20 protein-coding genes are annotated in these 16,492 nt (G+C 42.9%); 2 read left to right on the plus strand and 18 right to left on the minus strand.

Going from position 1 to position 16,492, the window contains the following annotated elements:
- Positions 1 to 27 precede the first annotated feature (27 nt).
- Genes J0L83_10385 through J0L83_10395 form a run of 3 tightly spaced genes read right to left on the minus strand, consistent with a single transcriptional unit; the run spans position 28 to position 1,747 of the window.
- Entirely contained in the window at positions 28 to 636 is a 609-nt protein-coding gene (locus J0L83_10385) for a DUF3267 domain-containing protein (protein MBN8664975.1), read from the minus strand.
- Complete coding sequence (locus tag J0L83_10390) at positions 633 to 1,268, minus strand: hypothetical protein (protein MBN8664976.1); 636 nt, start codon at positions 1,266 to 1,268, stop codon at positions 633 to 635. The genes J0L83_10385 and J0L83_10390 overlap by 4 nt, the downstream gene beginning before the upstream one ends.
- Positions 1,265 to 1,747, minus strand: a complete 483-nt coding sequence (locus J0L83_10395) for a sigma-70 family RNA polymerase sigma factor (GenBank protein MBN8664977.1) — start codon at positions 1,745 to 1,747, stop codon at positions 1,265 to 1,267. Before J0L83_10395 ends, J0L83_10390 begins: the two co-directional genes overlap by 4 nt.
- A 215-nt stretch (positions 1,748 to 1,962) precedes the next feature.
- On the opposite strand from J0L83_10395, the gene J0L83_10400 reads away from it, so the two are divergent.
- Both J0L83_10400 and J0L83_10405 read left to right on the plus strand, forming a co-directional pair.
- The gene (locus tag J0L83_10400) at positions 1,963 to 3,792 is read left to right on the plus strand and encodes a hypothetical protein (GenBank protein ID MBN8664978.1); all 1,830 of its coding nucleotides are present in this window, start codon (positions 1,963 to 1,965) and stop codon (positions 3,790 to 3,792) included.
- Positions 3,789 to 4,388, plus strand: coding sequence for a response regulator transcription factor (locus tag J0L83_10405; GenBank protein MBN8664979.1), 600 nt, complete (start codon positions 3,789 to 3,791; stop codon positions 4,386 to 4,388). Before J0L83_10400 ends, J0L83_10405 begins: the two co-directional genes overlap by 4 nt.
- Here J0L83_10405 and J0L83_10410 read toward each other — a convergent pair.
- The 15 genes from J0L83_10410 to J0L83_10480 form a co-directional block, all read right to left on the minus strand.
- Positions 4,385 to 4,777 (minus strand): hypothetical protein, encoded by a 393-nt coding sequence (locus J0L83_10410; GenBank protein MBN8664980.1) that lies wholly within the window; start codon positions 4,775 to 4,777, stop codon positions 4,385 to 4,387. The two genes, J0L83_10405 and J0L83_10410, sit on opposite strands and share 4 nt — an antisense overlap.
- A gap of 83 nt (positions 4,778 to 4,860) precedes the next feature.
- Positions 4,861 to 5,175 carry a DUF3784 domain-containing protein gene (locus J0L83_10415; protein MBN8664981.1) on the minus strand — a complete coding sequence of 105 codons (315 nt, stop codon included), beginning with the start codon at positions 5,173 to 5,175 and terminating at the stop codon, positions 4,861 to 4,863.
- A gap of 5 nt (positions 5,176 to 5,180) precedes the next feature.
- Positions 5,181 to 5,543, minus strand: coding sequence for a hypothetical protein (locus J0L83_10420; GenBank protein ID MBN8664982.1), 363 nt, complete (start codon positions 5,541 to 5,543; stop codon positions 5,181 to 5,183).
- Positions 5,544 to 5,552: 9 nt separating this feature from the next.
- The gene (locus J0L83_10425; GenBank protein ID MBN8664983.1) at positions 5,553 to 6,953 is read right to left on the minus strand and encodes an NADH-quinone oxidoreductase subunit N; all 1,401 of its coding nucleotides are present in this window, start codon (positions 6,951 to 6,953) and stop codon (positions 5,553 to 5,555) included.
- Complete coding sequence (locus tag J0L83_10430) at positions 6,950 to 8,434, minus strand: NADH-quinone oxidoreductase subunit M (protein ID MBN8664984.1); 1,485 nt, start codon at positions 8,432 to 8,434, stop codon at positions 6,950 to 6,952. The genes J0L83_10425 and J0L83_10430 overlap by 4 nt, the downstream gene beginning before the upstream one ends.
- 10 nt (positions 8,435 to 8,444) lie before the next feature.
- Positions 8,445 to 10,364 carry an NADH-quinone oxidoreductase subunit L gene (nuoL, locus tag J0L83_10435; GenBank protein MBN8664985.1) on the minus strand — a complete coding sequence of 640 codons (1,920 nt, stop codon included), beginning with the start codon at positions 10,362 to 10,364 and terminating at the stop codon, positions 8,445 to 8,447.
- Positions 10,365 to 10,373: 9 nt separating this feature from the next.
- Complete coding sequence (gene nuoK / locus J0L83_10440; GenBank protein MBN8664986.1) at positions 10,374 to 10,682, minus strand: NADH-quinone oxidoreductase subunit NuoK; 309 nt, start codon at positions 10,680 to 10,682, stop codon at positions 10,374 to 10,376.
- A gap of 1 nt (position 10,683) precedes the next feature.
- On the minus strand, positions 10,684 to 11,187 hold the full coding sequence (locus J0L83_10445; GenBank protein ID MBN8664987.1) for an NADH-quinone oxidoreductase subunit J: 504 nt from the start codon (positions 11,185 to 11,187) through the stop codon (positions 10,684 to 10,686).
- A 26-nt stretch (positions 11,188 to 11,213) separates the two neighbouring features.
- A complete protein-coding gene (locus tag J0L83_10450) occupies positions 11,214 to 11,690 on the minus strand; it encodes a 4Fe-4S binding protein (protein ID MBN8664988.1) in 477 nt (158 codons plus the stop codon).
- A 9-nt stretch (positions 11,691 to 11,699) separates the two neighbouring features.
- Positions 11,700 to 12,776 carry an NADH-quinone oxidoreductase subunit NuoH gene (gene nuoH / locus J0L83_10455; protein ID MBN8664989.1) on the minus strand — a complete coding sequence of 359 codons (1,077 nt, stop codon included), beginning with the start codon at positions 12,774 to 12,776 and terminating at the stop codon, positions 11,700 to 11,702.
- Between the two features lie 25 nt (positions 12,777 to 12,801).
- Positions 12,802 to 13,938, minus strand: a complete 1,137-nt coding sequence (locus tag J0L83_10460) for an NADH-quinone oxidoreductase subunit D (GenBank protein ID MBN8664990.1) — start codon at positions 13,936 to 13,938, stop codon at positions 12,802 to 12,804.
- A 21-nt stretch (positions 13,939 to 13,959) separates the two neighbouring features.
- A complete protein-coding gene (locus J0L83_10465; GenBank protein ID MBN8664991.1) occupies positions 13,960 to 14,412 on the minus strand; it encodes an NADH-quinone oxidoreductase subunit C in 453 nt (150 codons plus the stop codon).
- 1 nt (position 14,413) lies between these two features.
- Complete coding sequence (locus J0L83_10470; protein ID MBN8664992.1) at positions 14,414 to 14,971, minus strand: NADH-quinone oxidoreductase subunit B; 558 nt, start codon at positions 14,969 to 14,971, stop codon at positions 14,414 to 14,416.
- 13 nt (positions 14,972 to 14,984) lie between these two features.
- Positions 14,985 to 15,335: an NADH-quinone oxidoreductase subunit A gene (locus J0L83_10475; GenBank protein MBN8664993.1), complete on the minus strand. Its 351-nt coding sequence runs from the start codon at positions 15,333 to 15,335 to the stop codon at positions 14,985 to 14,987.
- A gap of 160 nt (positions 15,336 to 15,495) precedes the next feature.
- On the minus strand, positions 15,496 to 16,389 hold the full coding sequence (locus J0L83_10480) for an OmpA family protein (protein ID MBN8664994.1): 894 nt from the start codon (positions 16,387 to 16,389) through the stop codon (positions 15,496 to 15,498).
- Between the last annotated feature and the right edge of the window lie 103 nt (positions 16,390 to 16,492).

The raw sequence follows: 16,492 nt of genomic DNA on the forward strand, positions 1-16,492 counted from the left end.
ATCCCGCCTTTTTCAGGCGGGATTTTTTTATCGCCCCAAAAAATAAGAACGGCCCGCAGCTTTGTCATCGTAAGTAACCATTTCCTTATCGCGATGCACTTCCAAATAACTCAGCAAACCAAAATCACCTGAGCACATCGAAGTGTGTGTAAGCATGCCTCCTGCAACAGTTACCATCCATACGCCGGGAACAATGAATAGCAGGATTATAAATATGGCGGTAATAGTCAGAAAAGGTGCCAATGCTACTACCTGAAACTCTTTTCTGCTGGCCACAAACTGATCAGCCATAGCCATAAAATAGAACTTGCGTAGGTTGGCATCATAGGAAGTCTGTTTAGCACCTTGTGCTTTATAAGCCAACGCGTGAATGTATTCATGCAATGGTATCAGCAAGAAAGCCAGACCAATACCATACGAAAAATGTGCAAATGCATCTGCAAAACCTGCTTTGCCAAAACGAATCAGTAAGCCTACAGCCAGCCCCATCATCAGTATATTGGCTGCATAATACAGGATAGTCGCTTTGGTTTTATACTTAATATATCGCTGAATAAAAGGCAAGAGATCCTGATGCTCCAGTTCATCCATCAAAACAAAACCTTCTTGTGTTAATTCTTTTGGCTGCAGTTTCATGGTGCTTCATTTAACTGTTGCTGTTCTGCTTCCAACGCGTCAATATTCTCTTTGAGCTGACTAAGATGCTTACCAAATGCTATTTTATTCAACCATTTACCCAAGTAATGACCCCCTGTTGCAATCAATGGTACAATGATGAGCATGGATATCCAGATAACCGGCTTACTCAAAAAAACTTCAATAGATTTTCCGGAACCAATCATGCCACCTAACATAAATCCGCCAGCACCTGCAAATGGGTATATAATGAGAAAGTAAAGTTCTTGTTGCTTTATCACTTTAGAAATGGAATCATACTGCGCTTTCATCTCCTGTAATAAAGGCGCTTTGGATGAAACAGAACGATGGAGCGAACGATACAAACCAATACCCTGAACAATTGCAACCAAACCTGCAATAAATACCAAACCAATTGTGATGAATAATTGCCAGAGCGGATAAGCCCAAAGCAAGACAATATATCCGGAGTTGATGATAATACCCCAGACGATATTCATCAGAAAATTTTTGCGCAGCTGCTCTAAAGGATGTCTGCTTTGCAAATCATTTAGTTTGATCTGATTCAACAATTTACTCAGATCAGCATCTTCCGGTTCAGGTATTTGTTTCCAAATTGTTTCTGTACTCATAGTCCCTGATTTAAACGGTCAGCCAATTGTTGTTTGATGCGATGCAGCTTTACCCCAACATTGTTATTGGTAATACCAATCATGGCAGCAATTTCACCATTATCATATCCATCCAGGTGCAAACTGATAATGGCCCTGTCTGTTTCTGCCAGTGAACGGATGGCTTGCCGCAATCTATCCACTTCCATCTGTCGCTCTGAAACCGGTGCTACTTTGGGTGCATACAAATCCAGCGATTCTTTGTAATCAACTCTTTGCGGCTTTCTTTTCTGGGTAAGAATGGTATTGAGTGAAATTCTGTACAACCAGGTACTGAATTTGGCTTCACCCCTGAAAGCCGGCCAGGCCCGCCAGGCTTGAAGTAAGATCTCCTGATAGAGGTCTTTCTTTTCTTCCTGATCGGCTGCATATAGCCCAACCAGTTTATACAGAATGCCCTGGTTGGCTTTGACCATCTCTAAAAAAGCTGATTCGCTCAAACTTGCTTGTTTACATGGGATTGGTTGCAGTAAACAGGCTTTTATTACAATGGTTTAAAAAAAGAGGTCGCAGTTTATGCGACCCCGCCGGCAATATTACCCCCCCGGTAAACTGCCGGATTCTTTCCGTGCGACTAAACACATGAGATGACTTTTCAAAGTTGCCTGTAAACAAAGATTGAATCAATACCTGTTTTTGAGTATTTTACCGGCAGATGCTTCGCCCCCTTTTGTTTGTTCTGCTGCTGAGCTGGCTTTGTGTGCCCGAAATTAGCCAAGCAGCCGAAAGAACCCCTGCTCGGTATACTATCCTCGCTGATAGTAGTGCTGCTCTGTCTCCAGAGCAAGCAGCTTTGCGTTTACAACAAATTGGCCAAATAGTAGAAGGGGTATATAACCCTGGTTTTACAGAAACCATTTGGTGGGTGTCTTTACAAATGCCTAAAGGCTTCACCAATCGCTGGGTACAGATTGCCAACGGGCATATCAATGAAATGGATGTGTATCTGCTTGATCAGTTTAATAAGATCAAAGACCAGTTTCAGTTGGGTGATTTTTATCCCTTTCCGCAAAGAAAGGTTCAGCATACAGATTTTTGGATTCCGCCAGCAGGCGACAGCATCACCACCATACTCTTGCGAATTGATAAACGCAATGAATCTTTACAAATCCCTATTTTCTATACAGATGCTGATGGTTTTCAGCAAACCGTTCAACAACAGAATATGGCGAGGGGATTATTCATTGGTTGGTTATTGCTTCTCCTCATCACCAACTTGTTTTTGGCTATCTCACTGAAAGAAAAACTACACTTGGCTTATATGGCTTACCTGATTGCAGGCGCTTTATGGCTTATGTCGCAATGGGGTTTAGGCTTTCAATGGCTTTGGCCAAATACCACTTCCTTTCCAAGTGTAGCAAGGCCTTTCTTTGCAGGCTTATCTTTTTTAGCCGGACTTGAGCTGATGGTACAGTTTTTCCAGAGCAGCCAACAAAAAGCATCTAAAGCCAATAAATGGATGCGCTTCGCAGAATTCTTACTCATCATACAGCTGGCCTATATCCTTATCTATGATTACCGTAGTCTGGAGCCGCTGAATAAAATCAGTTATCTACGTGCTGCCAGCATGGTTTGGTTAATTGCCGCTATTACTGCCTTATGGTATTTGTATCGCATGCTGCGTGAAAAAAGACCGCTTGCCGTATTCTATACTGTTGCGCAAACCATTCTCATAGTTTTTGCAGGTATCAATGTGGCATTTGAATTTGGGGGCAATGATGGCTGGCAATATTTCTTCAGAGACAATAGCAGCGCCATAGGTTTATTATTCGAAAGCACGGTACTATCTTTTGGTATTGCCCAGCGTTACAACTACTACAGAAAGGAAAAAATTGCTGCAGAGAAAGCTTTGGAAATGGAAAAAGCAGAAGCTGCTGTAAAGATTATGCAGATACAGGAAGACGAAAGACAAAGATTAGCAAGAGAACTGCATGATGGATTAGGCGGTACACTGGCCAGCATAAAAATGGCGGCATCCAGAAAGCTACAAGAATCACCGGAAACATCCGGCAACTGGCTGAACACACAGTTGGGCCAGGCCATTGATGAGCTGCGCACCATTTCGCATAATATGCTGCCTCATACCCTGCAGGAGTCTGGCCTTAAGCTTGCGTTGGATGGTTTGATACAAAGATGGAAAGATGGTGCTGCTTACGAATTGTATTACCACAATAACCTTACGCAAAGATTCAGCGATCTTGCTGAAATATCCATCTACAGAATTGTTGCAGAGCTGATGCAAAATATCCATAAGCATGCAAAAGCAAAACAAGTATCTATACAGATTTGGATAGAAAATAATTCCTTGATGCTTTCTGTAGAAGATGATGGCATAGGCATACAGACAAACGAATTCTCAGGCATAGGCATGCGTAATATTCGCTATCGAACGGAATACTTTGGCGGAAACTTACACACAGATACGAGCGCAAAAGGAACAACCATTATTTTGTCTATTCCTCTTCAAAACATTGCCCCCAAATGAATACCATCATTATAGCAGATGACCATAAGATTTTTGCTGAAAGCCTTGCGAATATGTTGCAGGAGCAAAATCGCTTTCAGGTAATCACCATCACACATTCCATTGCAGCTACCAAAGTTGCTTTGTTGGAATACAATGCGGATCTACTTTTACTCGACTACCATTTTCCTGATGGAAAGGGTATTGATGTAGCAGGATTTGTTCATGAGGAACAATTACCTGTAAAGACAATCATGCTCAGTATGGAAAATGATTTTCCAGTTATGCAGCAAGCTGAACAATTGGGCGTAAATGCCTATCTTATTAAGAATCTTTCTTCTGCAGAACTAATTGAAGCCATGGAGCAAGTGCTTGCAGGTGAAAAAGTGTTTATGTGGCCCGAGCAAAGAGCCGAACAGCCCGCTGAAGTACAGTTACTGAGTCCGAGAGAACAGGAGATTGTACAACTGGTAAGACAAGGACTTACCAGTCAGGAAATTGCTGCACAACTCTTTCTCAGTAACTATACTGTTGAGACACACCGCAGAAACATCTTACGTAAACTGAATATGAAGAATACGGCGATGTTGGTACAATGGGCAGAAAAGTTTCTTTAGTTCTTGGTATAAGTATTGCCAAAGGTTAGTGAACTGCCACTGCAATTGTATGCCTGATTACCTCCGGTTGGCAATGTACCTTCCTGGCCATTAATTGCAAAGTAAGTATACGTTAGTCTTAGTGTGCCGTTACCGTTGTCTGTCCAGTTAAATCGGAATGTTCTTGTCCAGCCAAGATTACAATCTCGGTCTGATAGTGAGCCAGTGCCAGATGAACCTGAGCCATTTAAGGTAAGATAAGCTGTGTAGCTGCCGCCGCAGATAGAGCGTTTCCAGCTACCAGTAAAACATTTGCCGCTCTCTTCTTCTTTTTCGCCTAATAATTCGCAGGAAGAAAAACTTGTTACAAGGAGGCAAAGTAAGGCCCCCAGCAATTTTTTTGTTTGCATGTCAGTTGATTTTGGTGATGATGGGGGGAACAATACAAACCTACACTGGCTGTAGCAAAGCAGCAATACCAACAAACAGGTAATTATTCCTTAAGTCTTCTGGGCGGAATGATTTCATTCAAACGAATGATGAGTAATGGCGTAACAAAAAAGATGGAGATGGATGTAGCAAAAGGTTGTATTGCATACCAGTTAAACCACGCAAAAACATAATGCAAAACTATACCAGTTGAACCCATCAGCACTAGCATATTGCGCAGCATGCTGGTTAGCTTATTTACATCAATCTTTTGACGTTTAGCTTCTGGCAGTTGTTTATACCCTGCAATCAGATTGGGCCATTGCTTTACTGCAAAACCAAGTAAAATGAGGAATACGCCAATGATCCACGCAACCATGCTAATTATTTCGCTGCAAGATAATACGGTGTTGTATCATCATTTACGGGTGTTTCCTGATTCCAGTAAGACCAGGTAACAAAATTTCCATTACCATCTTTCAGCAGTCTGCCAAATATGGCGTTGATGGTATTGAATGTATAGTCCGTAACACCAATAGTGAAGCTGCTAGGCGCTGGTGGTATTTCTCCTTCAGCTGGTGCGGGTGCTCCTTTTGGTGGTGGCGATGGAGCAATCATCACTTCATAACCATTCAACTCCAGCAAAGCACGGAGAAATGTGCAACGTGCTTCAGATGCATTACGCTCTACAATGCCACATTTCACACCGTTCAATTCTTCAAATTCATGGTTCTTGTTGATGGCCATACAAAACAATTATCGGTTCAGCATTGCGATATAATCATAAATCCAACCTGCAATACCTGTAATTAAAATACCCGCTACACAGAGATACAATCCCAACTTCACGGTTACAGGTATGGTTATTGTTGGTTGGGCTGTTTCTGTATTAAACATATTTCTTACCACACGTAAATAGTAATACAAAGACACCATCATATTCAGTGCAGCAATAATCACCAACCAGAAATCTGCTCTTACTGCACCGGCAGTCAGTAAGAAAAACTTACCAAAGAATCCCGCCGTAGGCGGAATACCCGCTAATGAAAATAATGCCAATGCCATCACCCAAGTGAGCAATTTATTCTTGGTATAGAGCCCCTTGTAATCGCTGATTTGTTCTGAGCCTGTTTGCGCAGCAATGACTGCGGCCACACCAAATGCAGCAATATTTGAAAAGACATAGATCAGTACAAAATAAATCACAGAAGCAAGTCCTGCGGGGCTATTCGCGCTGATACCAATCAACACAAAACCCACTTGCGCAATAGAAGAGAAAGCCAGCATACGCTTGATATTGTCCTGCCGAATGGCGAAGAGATTACCAATGATGATGGTGATTAACCCAATAATTACAAGTAGTTGATACCATGTTTCAAACATGGGTTGGAATGCACGATAGAATGTGCTGGTGAGCACAAAAGCTACTGCGCCCTTTGATACCACAGATAAAAATGCGGTCACTGGCATGGGTGAACCTTCGTACACATCGGCTGTCCATAAATGAAAAGGCACAGCAGACAGTTTGAATGCAAAAGCAGCGAAGATCATCACAAGCGATAATAACTGTAGTCCATTATCCGCTTTTAGTGCTTGAGGCAAGGCTTCAAAGCCGATGGTTCCTGTTGCTCCATAGAGCAAAGAAATACCCATGAGCAATATGCCAGATGAAAGTGCTGAAGACAATATCATCTTCATTGCAGCTTCAGAAGAACGTTTCTTATCCAAATCAAAATTTGCCATGGCTGCAACAGGAATCGTAGCAAGCTCTAAAGAGAGATATAACATTAAGAAATTACCAGCCGAAATCATGGTCTGCATACCCAACAAAGCGCTTAGCATCAATACCAGAAACTCTGGTAAGTGTTCCTGCTTTTCCAACCATTGATGGTTGACCAATACCAATAAATAGACACCTGCAATTAAAATGGCTTTTTCAAAACCAAACAGCTGTGAGGTTTGAAACATATTGCCGAATAAGAAACCATTGCCATTCCACCCAAACGCAAGTGCCAGATTCACCAACAATAGTAACTGCGTGATTTGTAACAGGCTACCATTACGCATGCCCTTACCTAATTTGATCAGCAGTAAAACCACGATGATCAATGTGGTAAATAGTTCTGATTTCAATCCTATGATCCAGTCGTAATTCATTTGGCAGCCAGTTTATCCATGATGAATTGAGTAGATGGCTGAATCAATTCATTCAACCATTGTGGTGCTATGCCCATGGCCAGCATACCTGCAATCAAGACCACCGCAGCCATTTTCTCATACCATGCCACATCCTGTAGAGATGCAAAGTTTTCTTTTATAGGACCCATCGCCACCTGACCAATCGCACGAAGAATATAGACTGCAGTAACCACTATCGACATACAGGCAATCACTGTTGCGGCACGATGATAGACATCCTGATGCTCCCATCCACCCACAAAGACCGTCATCTCTGCCACAAAACCACTGAGACCGGGCAATCCAAGTGAAGCAAGTCCAGCGATGAACAAAGCTGTTACAGCAAAAGGCATCACTTTTAATAAACCACCCATTTCAGCAATGGTACGTGTATGTGTTCTTTCGTAAATCATGCCAATCACAGCGAAGAAAAGGGCTGTCATCAAACCATGTGACACCATTTGTAAGACTGCACCATTGAATGCAGTTTTCGTGAGCATGCCAATACCGAGTAACACAAACCCACAGTGACTAATGGATGAATATGCATTCATATACTTGAGATCTTTCTGCATGAGCGTAGCAAAAGCACCATACAGAATGGCAATAGCAGAAAGTGCAATCACCAGATCAGCATAAACCTTAGCGCCTTCTGGCAATAAGAGTGTAGCTACTTTCAAACAACCATAACCACCTAGTTTCATAGAAATACCTGCGAGAAACATCGAACCCGCTGTTGGTGCAGAAGAGTGACCATCAGGCACCCAGGTGTGAAATGGAAACAATGCAGAGAACACACCAAATCCACCAAACAATAAGGGATAGATAATCTTCTGTGAACCTGCACCCAATTGTTGGTTAGCCAATTGCAGGATATCAAAACTGCGCTGATCGGCAGGCGTTGCGTAGAAAATACCGAGTATGCCTACAAAGATGAGTGCAGAGCCGCCCATCAACATCAAAGCCAGTTTATTGGCGCTATAGTTTTTATTACCTGAACCCCAAACTGCAATGAGCAGGTATTTAGGAATCACGGCTATTTCTAAGAAGAAGAATAAAAGCAACAGGTCTTGCGACATGAAAAAGCCATACGCACCAAATGACAAGAGTAATAGCAAGAAATAATACTCTTTTACCATGCGCTGTACGTTCCATGAAACCAATACACCCGCCAGTACCACAAAAGCTGTGAGCAACATCATGGCAATCGACATACCATCCACGCCAATATGGAAATGAATATTCCACACACTAAACCAAGCATAGTTTTGCTCAAAGAAAGCAGCCATCGCATATCCCATCGCGCGTTGTTGCTGATAGGCAATGAATAACCAAACCACCATCCCCAATTGCAGCAATGCACCATAGAGTGCTGTGCGCCTGATCCAGTCGGGCGAACGCATCACCAACAGCAGCAGTGCTGTTAGTAATGGAATGCCTAATATGTAGAGTAAGTTCATGTTCTTGCTTTTACCAGATATATAATACCAAAACAGCCAGCGCCACTACACCACCTAAGAAATACAATCCGTAATCCTGCACCTTACCCGATTGCCAGGTTTTGATATTGCTAGAAATTTTTTGTGTGATGGATGCTGAACCATTCACTGCTGCATTGATGATGTGTTGATCAATCCATGCTGCGGGTTTAGCAATCAGAGCAAATACAACAGATTTGGTCAGGAAGAGATACAACTCATCGATATACAATTTGTGGTATACCGCTTGAAACAAGCCACCCAAACTGTTTTGAATACTTGCAGGCTTGGCATTCTCCTTGCCATACAACCATGCGGCTATCAAGATACCCAACACACCCAGCGCTACCGGCGCAATAGAGAAGCTGAGGTGCAATTCACTGTGTAATGCTTTGCCATCGCTACTCACCAATTCACCGAAGGGAATCAACCCCGCAAATGCAGCACCACCTGCCAACAGTACCAATGGTAACCACATGATCGCACTTGCTTCATGTGCATGACCAGTATGTGGTTTGTTCCAGAAGATGCGGAAATACAAACGGAACATATAAAAAGCAGTAAGACCAGAAGTGATCAAAGCAATCCAATAAATCGGTGTATTGTTTTGATAAGCGGCTAACAAGATTTCTTCTTTGCTGAAGAAGCCGGATAGTGGTGGTACACCAGCAATTGCCAAACAAGCAATCAAGAAACTAATGTGCGTGATGGGCATTTGCTTTCTGAGTCCGCCCATATCATGCATTTCATTGCTATGTACTGCGTGAATCACTGCACCCGCACCCAAGAACAACAATGCTTTGAACAATGCGTGTGTGAAGAGATGGAACATAGAAGCCGTGAAACCCAATCCGGCTTCACCGCCATAACCTGATACACCCAAGGCAAACATCATGTAACCAATCTGGCTCATCGTAGAGTATGCCAATACTCTTTTGATATCTGTTTGTGTACAAGCGATGAGTGCTGCAATCACCGCAGAGATAGCACCCACCCATCCAATAGCTGCTAATAATTCAGGTGCACTGATGGCATAGATGGGAAACAATCTTGCTACTAAGTAAACACCCGCTACCACCATCGTTGCCGCGTGGATCAAAGCCGATACCGGTGTGGGACCTTCCATCGCATCGGGCAACCAAATATGCAATGGGAATAATGCGCTTTTACCTGCACCGCCGATGAATACAAGCGATAAGCCCCAGGTTAAAGCAGATACGCCTAAGAAGCTTGCTTTGTTAACTGCATCCAGTGCTGGTGTATGTGGGGTGGTTAGTTGTTGTATCAATGTTTGGAAATCTAAAGAACCGCCATAATAACTCAAGACCAGAATACCAATTAGAAAACCCAAATCCGCAAATCGTGTAACGATGAAGGCTTTTTTAGAAGCCGCAACCGCAGAGGGTTTATCATAGTAATAACCAATCAATAGAAAAGAGGATACACCTACCAGCTCCCAGAAGAAATAGGTTTGAAAAATATTGGTAGCCAGCACCAGTCCCAACATGGAAAAAGTAAAGAGTTGCAGATAAGCAAAATAGGTAGCGAAACGTTTTTCACCATGCATATAACTATTGCTATAGATATGCACCATCAAGCTAATTAAGGTAACTACCACCAACATCATTACAGAAATAGGATCTAATAACAAACCCATCTGAATGGACAGTTGATTATTAAAGCGCAACCATTCAATGTTCAATGGAATGATTGTTTGGTAAACATCATTCACCCGACCGTTGGCAAAAAAATAGGTCCAAGCAGCACCGCCCGCCAGAACTGCTGAAACGAGGATCAACGCTGTAGCGAGTATTCCTGCAAAAGGTTTGAGTTGTTTGCCAAAGAGGCCCAGCAAAACAAAGCCAAGCAATGGCAGTAAAGGAATCAGGGCTATATTGGTTGCACTCAGCATAGGGTTTATTTAATACTTCAGCTCTTCGGCGGTGTCTACCAGAATGGAGCGGTGTGTTTTATATAAGTTGATGATGATGGCAATGGCCACAGCTGCTTCAGCTGCTGCAATCGCAATCACAAAAACCGTGAAGAAAACACCATCCATTCCCGAAGGCCAGACATACTTATGAAAAGCAATGAAGTTTAGGTTTACGCTATTCAGTACGAGCTCTACACTCATCAACATGGTGATGAGGTTTCTTCTAGTAAGAAATCCATAAATACCCAAGAAGAACAAAGCTGTACTGATGAATAATATGTGTTCGAGTCCGATCATGTTATGATTCTATTGCAGATGATTCATTACTTGGTTTGCGCATCGCAATTACAATACAGCCAATCATGGCTGCTAGCAACAACACACTCACCAATTCAAATGGAAAAGCCATGCCACCTTCGCCGGTGCTTAGCATCAATCGACCAATACGGTCTACCTCTGCCGTGCCCGTTTGTGTAACTTCTGTGAAACCATATTGTAGTACTTGTACCAACACCAATGCAAACCCACAGAATGCTGCTAATGCGGCAAACAGTTGTTGCGTCCACTTTGGTTTAGGTAAATCCTCACCCGCTTGCTGTGTTAGAAAAATGGAGAAGATAATTAAGACCACAATACCACCTACATATACCACAATTTGTACTGCAGCAATGAATGCATAATCCAGCCAGAAATAAATACCGGCAATGCCAATCAGTGAAAACAACAAATAAATAGCCGAGCGAAATATCTGTCTGCTGGTAACCGCCAACAAAGCACTACCCAGTGTCATTGCGGCTAACAAATAAAATATGATGGTTGCTGCATCCATTATTCTACACCTTCCATGATTTTAGAGCCGGGGTTATTCAATACTTTGGTTAGCTGATTACGATCGAACACGCTATGCTCAAATGTCTGCGCCATTTTAATCGCATCAGAGGGACAAGCTTCCACGCATAGATTACACATGGTGCAGAGCTCCAGGTGATAGACCAGTTTATCAATCGCTTTTTTCTTTTTGCCTTCCGGCGTTACATCAAACTTGGTGATGACTTTGATGGTTCCATTGGGACAAGCCAGTTCGCAAGCTGTACAACCTGTACAACGATGTTCATTGTGCTCATTGTGCGGCATCACTACTTCACCCTTGAATCGTTCGGGCAATTCCAGCGTATCTCTGTTATCCGGATATTGCTGGGTAATGATTTCTTTATGATGGGTGAAATAATAACCCGTCATGCGCATACCGGTTACCAGCGACTTCAATCCGCCTGCGATATTCCTGATGTACTCTTTTAAGAACATAGTCTGCGTTTAAAAATGCCAGCCCATGATGGCGATAAGGGTTACCAATAAAATATTCACCATGCCTATCGGCAATAAGTATTTCCATTCCAGGTTCAGCAACTGATCAATCCGCAAACGCGGAAAGGTCCAGCGAAACCACATCATCACGAAAATCAGGAAGAAGGTTTTGCCAAAGAACCAAATGCTGGATGGAATATAATCCATGATGGTATTGAAGCCAGTCCAGCCACCAATATGGAAAGGCATCCAGCCACCTAAGAACAGTGTAGCACCCATCGCACATACAATGAATACATTGATGTATTCTGCAAGGAAGAATAGCGCGAACTTCATACCAGAGTACTCTGTGTGAAAGCCCGCCGTTAGTTCTGATTCTGCTTCTGCCAAATCAAAAGGTGCACGATTGGTTTCTGCAGTAGCTGCAATAATGAAAATGATAAAAGCAATGATGGCAGGAATATGCCCTTTGAAAATCCACCAACCATTTTCCTGCGCCATAATAATATCAGACACACGCAAACTACCAGTCAAGACCACGATGGTAAGAATAGATAAGCCTGCAGATAATTCATAGCTCACAATCTGTGCGCCACTGCGCATGGCGCCGAGCAAAGAATATTTATTATTACTACTCCAACCCGCCATCAACACACTGATAACTGAGATAGAGGAAATAGCAGCAACATAGAGTACGCCTATATTTAAATCCCAAATATGCAGGTTACGTGCAAAGCCAATAGGTGCCAACAACAGCATAGCAGCAATCATGGCAATAAACGGTGCAAGGTTGAATAAGAATTTATCCGAACCACTTGGTGTAAGTCCCTCTTTCACCAACAATTTCACCGTATCAGCTAATGATTGCAACAAACCTTTTGGACCAACACGGTTAGGTCCCAAACGAATCTGCATCCATGCAGACACTTTACGCTCCATGATCACCAATACCAAGCCCAATCCTGCAAACAAGCCAATCGCTGCAACACCAATGATCACACCCTCAATCAACAAGGCAATGGTTGGATCAAACTGTGCGTTGAGCCAGCTGTCTATTTGGGTTGCTATGTCTGAAAAAGAAATCACAAGTTGGTTTTTGGTTAATGGTTTATTACCTATCTATATCTGGTATTACTAAATCTAATGTCCCCATCGCTGCAACCAGATCGCCAATCTTACTGCCGCGTGTCATATGATCGAGAATAGAGAGATTAGAAAATCCGGGTGAGCGAAACTTAATACGATAAGGTGTTGTGCCTCCTTCGCTCACGATGTACACACCCAATTCTCCACGTGCTGTTTCTACACGCTGATAAAACTCTCCCTTCGGTAATTTCAACACCGCTTTGGTCTTGGCCTGAAAATCACCTTCCGGAATATTGTCAATCAACTGCTCTACGATGCGCACCGACTGATGCATTTCTTTCACACGCACCAAATAGCGTGCAAATGAATCGCCTGCTGTTTCCAGCACTTCATCAAACTGTAGTTTGTCGTAAATCTCATAAGGAAAATGCTTGCGCACATCGCAACTCACGCCACTACCTCTGGCAACAGGACCAGAGCATCCATAAGAGATGGCATCTTCTGGTGAGATATACCCAACCCCCTTCATTCGGTTTTGGAAAATAATATTGCCTGTAACCAACTCATCGTATTCATGAATCTTCTGCTTATAGAGTTGCAGAAAATCCTTCACTCTTTTCTGAAAGTTGGGATGAATATCATGCATCACACCACCGGGCACCATATAGTTCATGGTTAATCTGGCACCGCAGGTTTCTTCCATGATATCATTAATCGTTTCTCTTTCGCGAAATGCGTGGAAGAACGGTGTAAACGCACCAAGATCCATGGCCATCGCACCCCACCACAATTCATGTGAGGCAATGCGTGTCAGTTCATCCATCAACACACGTATCACCTGCGCACGTTCTGGTACTTCTACCTGCAAACCTTTTTCAACGCACAAAGCACAGGCGTGGTTATTGATGTGAGATGAGAGATAATCCATCCGGCTCGTTACATAAATGAACTGTCTATAAGTAAGACTCTCACACATTTTCTCAATGGAGCGATGGATATAGCCCAAGAGTGGTTCTACTTTCTGAATCGTTTCTCCATTCAATGTAATCACCAAGTGCAACACACCATGCGTTGCCGGGTGTTGAGGACCTACATTGATCACCATCTGACCCATGGGGTCATTGTGGGTTTCGTTCACCAGTATGTCGGTAGTTTGATACATAGTTCCGCTTACGCGGGATGTTTATAGTTTGATCATGTTTACAGGATCATCAAAATCTTTCCGCAATGGATTTTTGCCTTCCCATCCATCCGGAAGAATCAGCAAACGCAAATCAGGATGATGCAGAAAATCCACTCCAAACAACTCATACACTTCACGCTCATGAAATTCTGCAGTACGCCATAAATCACACACCGTGTGTATTTGTGGTTGCTGTGTATCCAAATTCACTTTCACCACCAAATGATGTCCTTCCTGTGTTGAACGCAGGTGATACACCATAGTCAAATGTGTTTTCCAATCCACACAAGTGAGGCAGAACAGAAAATTGAACTGTAATTCTTTCTTCAACTTTTCTGTGAGCGGGCGAAACGCTGCAACGCTTACTTGAACATTGAGCCATTCACCACTAGTGTCAAAAGTGGCGTCAGGAACTTGTTCAGTAAGATATGCATGCAGGGCTTCGTTGTTCATATTAGCTGTTTGATCCTTGTCTGATTTGTTCTCTTGTATATCCTTTCTTGATTTTTTCCTGCAGCGTTATCAATGCATGCAGTAAAGCTTCTGGTCTGGGCGGACAACCTGCGATGTATACATCTACAGGAATAATATGGTCTGCTCCTTTGATCACTGAATACGTATTGTAAAAGAAAGGACCACCACTGATGGCACAGGCACCCATCGCAATCACGTATTTGGGATCGGCCATTTGATCATACAATCGCTTCAATACTGGTGCCATCTTATTCACGATGGTACCTGCGATGATGATCACATCGGCCTGACGGGGAGAAGCGCGCGCCACTTCAAAACCAAAACGGGAAAAATCATATTTAGCAGAAGCTACGGCCATCATCTCAATACCGCAGCAACTGGTAGCAAAAGTCAAAGGCCACAAAGAGTTGGAACGCGCCCAGTTGATGAGGTCGTCTAGCTTGCTGAGCACGACGCCACCACCGGGTGTTTCATGCACCTCGCCGGGAAATCCGGCCTGTTTGGCTGCTGAAGAAGAGATCGGTTGCAAGCAGAACAATTTTTAAGTTAACTCATACCCATTTCAATGCGCCTTTTTTGTGCGCATATAAAAAGCCCATGAAGAGTATGAATAAAAAAATGATGATTTCAACTAATGCCAGCCAACCAGTGGCTTTGGCTACCACAGCCCAGGGATAGAGAAAAACCAACTCTACATCAAAAATCAAAAAGATGAGTGCAAACAAATAATACCCCACATTAAACTGTACCCAGGTTTTACCCTGTGTAGGAATACCGCACTCATATGCTTCTCCTTTCTGGGGATTTTTCGTGGCTTTCAATAATGCTTTTGAAATAAGTACCGCAAAACCTGAGAAGGCCAAAGCTGCAAGAATCAAAACAATCATGGAGGCGGCACCCATATTGCGAATCGCATTTAGTGTACGGACAAGTTAGCGAAAAAAAATTCCCGTAAAAAATGACATTTCGCATATGCCATAATTTTTTTTGATGTATAAGCTATAATAAAACAGCCCCGTATACACGGGGCTGTTGATTCAAAACTCAGTTAAGGACTTATTATTATCGCTTTGGCTCCAACAATTTGAAGAACTGATCCAGTTGTGGCAATACCACGATGCGTGTTCTTCTGTTGGCTGCACGACCATTCTCTGTTGTATTATCTGCAACAGGTACATATTGTGCGCGGCCAGCCGCTGTCATACGCTTAGGCTCAATACCATATTTCTTCTGCAACATGCGTACTACAGATGTTGCACGCTTCACACTCAGATCCCAGTTGTCTAACAACAAAGTGTTACCCTTGAAATCAACAGAGTCGGTATGGCCTTCTACCATGAACTCGATTTCAGGCTGGTTAGCCAATACCTTGGCAACTTTACCCAGTACATCTGTTGCACGGTCAGTGATATCGAAGCTACCGCTCTTAAACAGCAGTTTGTCTGAGATATCTATATATACAACACCTTTATCTACTTTAATATTGATGTCTTTGTCATCCAGGTTACCGATAGCACCCTTCAGGTTCATTACCAAAGCCATGTTCAAAGAGTCTTTTCTAGAGATCGCACCCTGCAAATCCTGGATATATGCATCCTTCATACCAATGCTTTCCAAAGACTTCTTGATACTTTCTGCCTGAGAGCTGCTGATAACAGACAGATCTTTCAGCTGACCCAGCACCTGATTGTTGTTCTGCTTCAAGAAATCGATCTGCTTGTTCAGGTTGCTCACATTGTCTTCCAACAAACCACGCTGGCGCATCAATTCAGCATTCTTATCAGTAAGATTGCGCAGGTTGGCTTCACAATCACGCAATTTGGCCTGTTGCTCCAGATAAGAGCCATTCAACTGGGCATATTTGGCTTCTGCAGCCTGGAATTGCTTCTTCGATACACAAGAAAACAGGAACAGCGACGCTGTCAAAACTTTGGCTAAGGCGTAGATTTTTTTCATGATTATTCAATAATTGTGGTCATAATTAGCAATAACTGCACCAACCGAAGTTGATGGCAGCAAAATTAACAGTTGCAAAACGATTTACACTAAAACGAAAAAT

The sequence above is a fragment of the Chitinophagales bacterium genome, assembly GCA_017303835.1.
Taxonomy (GTDB): Bacteria; Bacteroidota; Bacteroidia; order Chitinophagales; family Chitinophagaceae; genus JAFLBI01.

Bases quoted from the DNA above. Each gene is read 5' to 3' on its own strand.
- J0L83_10385 (MBN8664975.1), bottom strand. From the start codon at position 636: ATGAAACTGCAGCCAAAAGAATTAACACAAGAAGGTTTTGTTTTGATG.
- J0L83_10390 (MBN8664976.1), bottom strand. From the start codon at position 1,268: ATGAGTACAGAAACAATTTGGAAACAAATACCTGAACCGGAAGATGCT.
- J0L83_10400 (MBN8664978.1), top strand. From the start codon at position 1,963: ATGCTTCGCCCCCTTTTGTTTGTTCTGCTGCTGAGCTGGCTTTGTGTG.
- J0L83_10405 (MBN8664979.1), top strand. From the start codon at position 3,789: ATGAATACCATCATTATAGCAGATGACCATAAGATTTTTGCTGAAAGC.
- J0L83_10410 (MBN8664980.1), bottom strand. From the start codon at position 4,777: ATGCAAACAAAAAAATTGCTGGGGGCCTTACTTTGCCTCCTTGTAACA.
- J0L83_10415 (MBN8664981.1), bottom strand. From the start codon at position 5,175: ATGGTTGCGTGGATCATTGGCGTATTCCTCATTTTACTTGGTTTTGCA.
- J0L83_10420 (MBN8664982.1), bottom strand. From the start codon at position 5,543: ATGGCCATCAACAAGAACCATGAATTTGAAGAATTGAACGGTGTGAAA.
- J0L83_10425 (MBN8664983.1), bottom strand. From the start codon at position 6,953: ATGAATTACGACTGGATCATAGGATTGAAATCAGAACTATTTACCACA.
- J0L83_10430 (MBN8664984.1), bottom strand. From the start codon at position 8,434: ATGAACTTACTCTACATATTAGGCATTCCATTACTAACAGCACTGCTG.
- nuoL (MBN8664985.1), bottom strand. From the start codon at position 10,364: ATGCTGAGTGCAACCAATATAGCCCTGATTCCTTTACTGCCATTGCTT.
- nuoK (MBN8664986.1), bottom strand. From the start codon at position 10,682: ATGATCGGACTCGAACACATATTATTCATCAGTACAGCTTTGTTCTTC.
- J0L83_10450 (MBN8664988.1), bottom strand. From the start codon at position 11,690: ATGTTCTTAAAAGAGTACATCAGGAATATCGCAGGCGGATTGAAGTCG.
- J0L83_10460 (MBN8664990.1), bottom strand. From the start codon at position 13,938: ATGTATCAAACTACCGACATACTGGTGAACGAAACCCACAATGACCCC.
- J0L83_10465 (MBN8664991.1), bottom strand. From the start codon at position 14,412: ATGAACAACGAAGCCCTGCATGCATATCTTACTGAACAAGTTCCTGAC.
- J0L83_10475 (MBN8664993.1), bottom strand. From the start codon at position 15,335: ATGGGTGCCGCCTCCATGATTGTTTTGATTCTTGCAGCTTTGGCCTTC.
- J0L83_10480 (MBN8664994.1), bottom strand. From the start codon at position 16,389: ATGAAAAAAATCTACGCCTTAGCCAAAGTTTTGACAGCGTCGCTGTTC.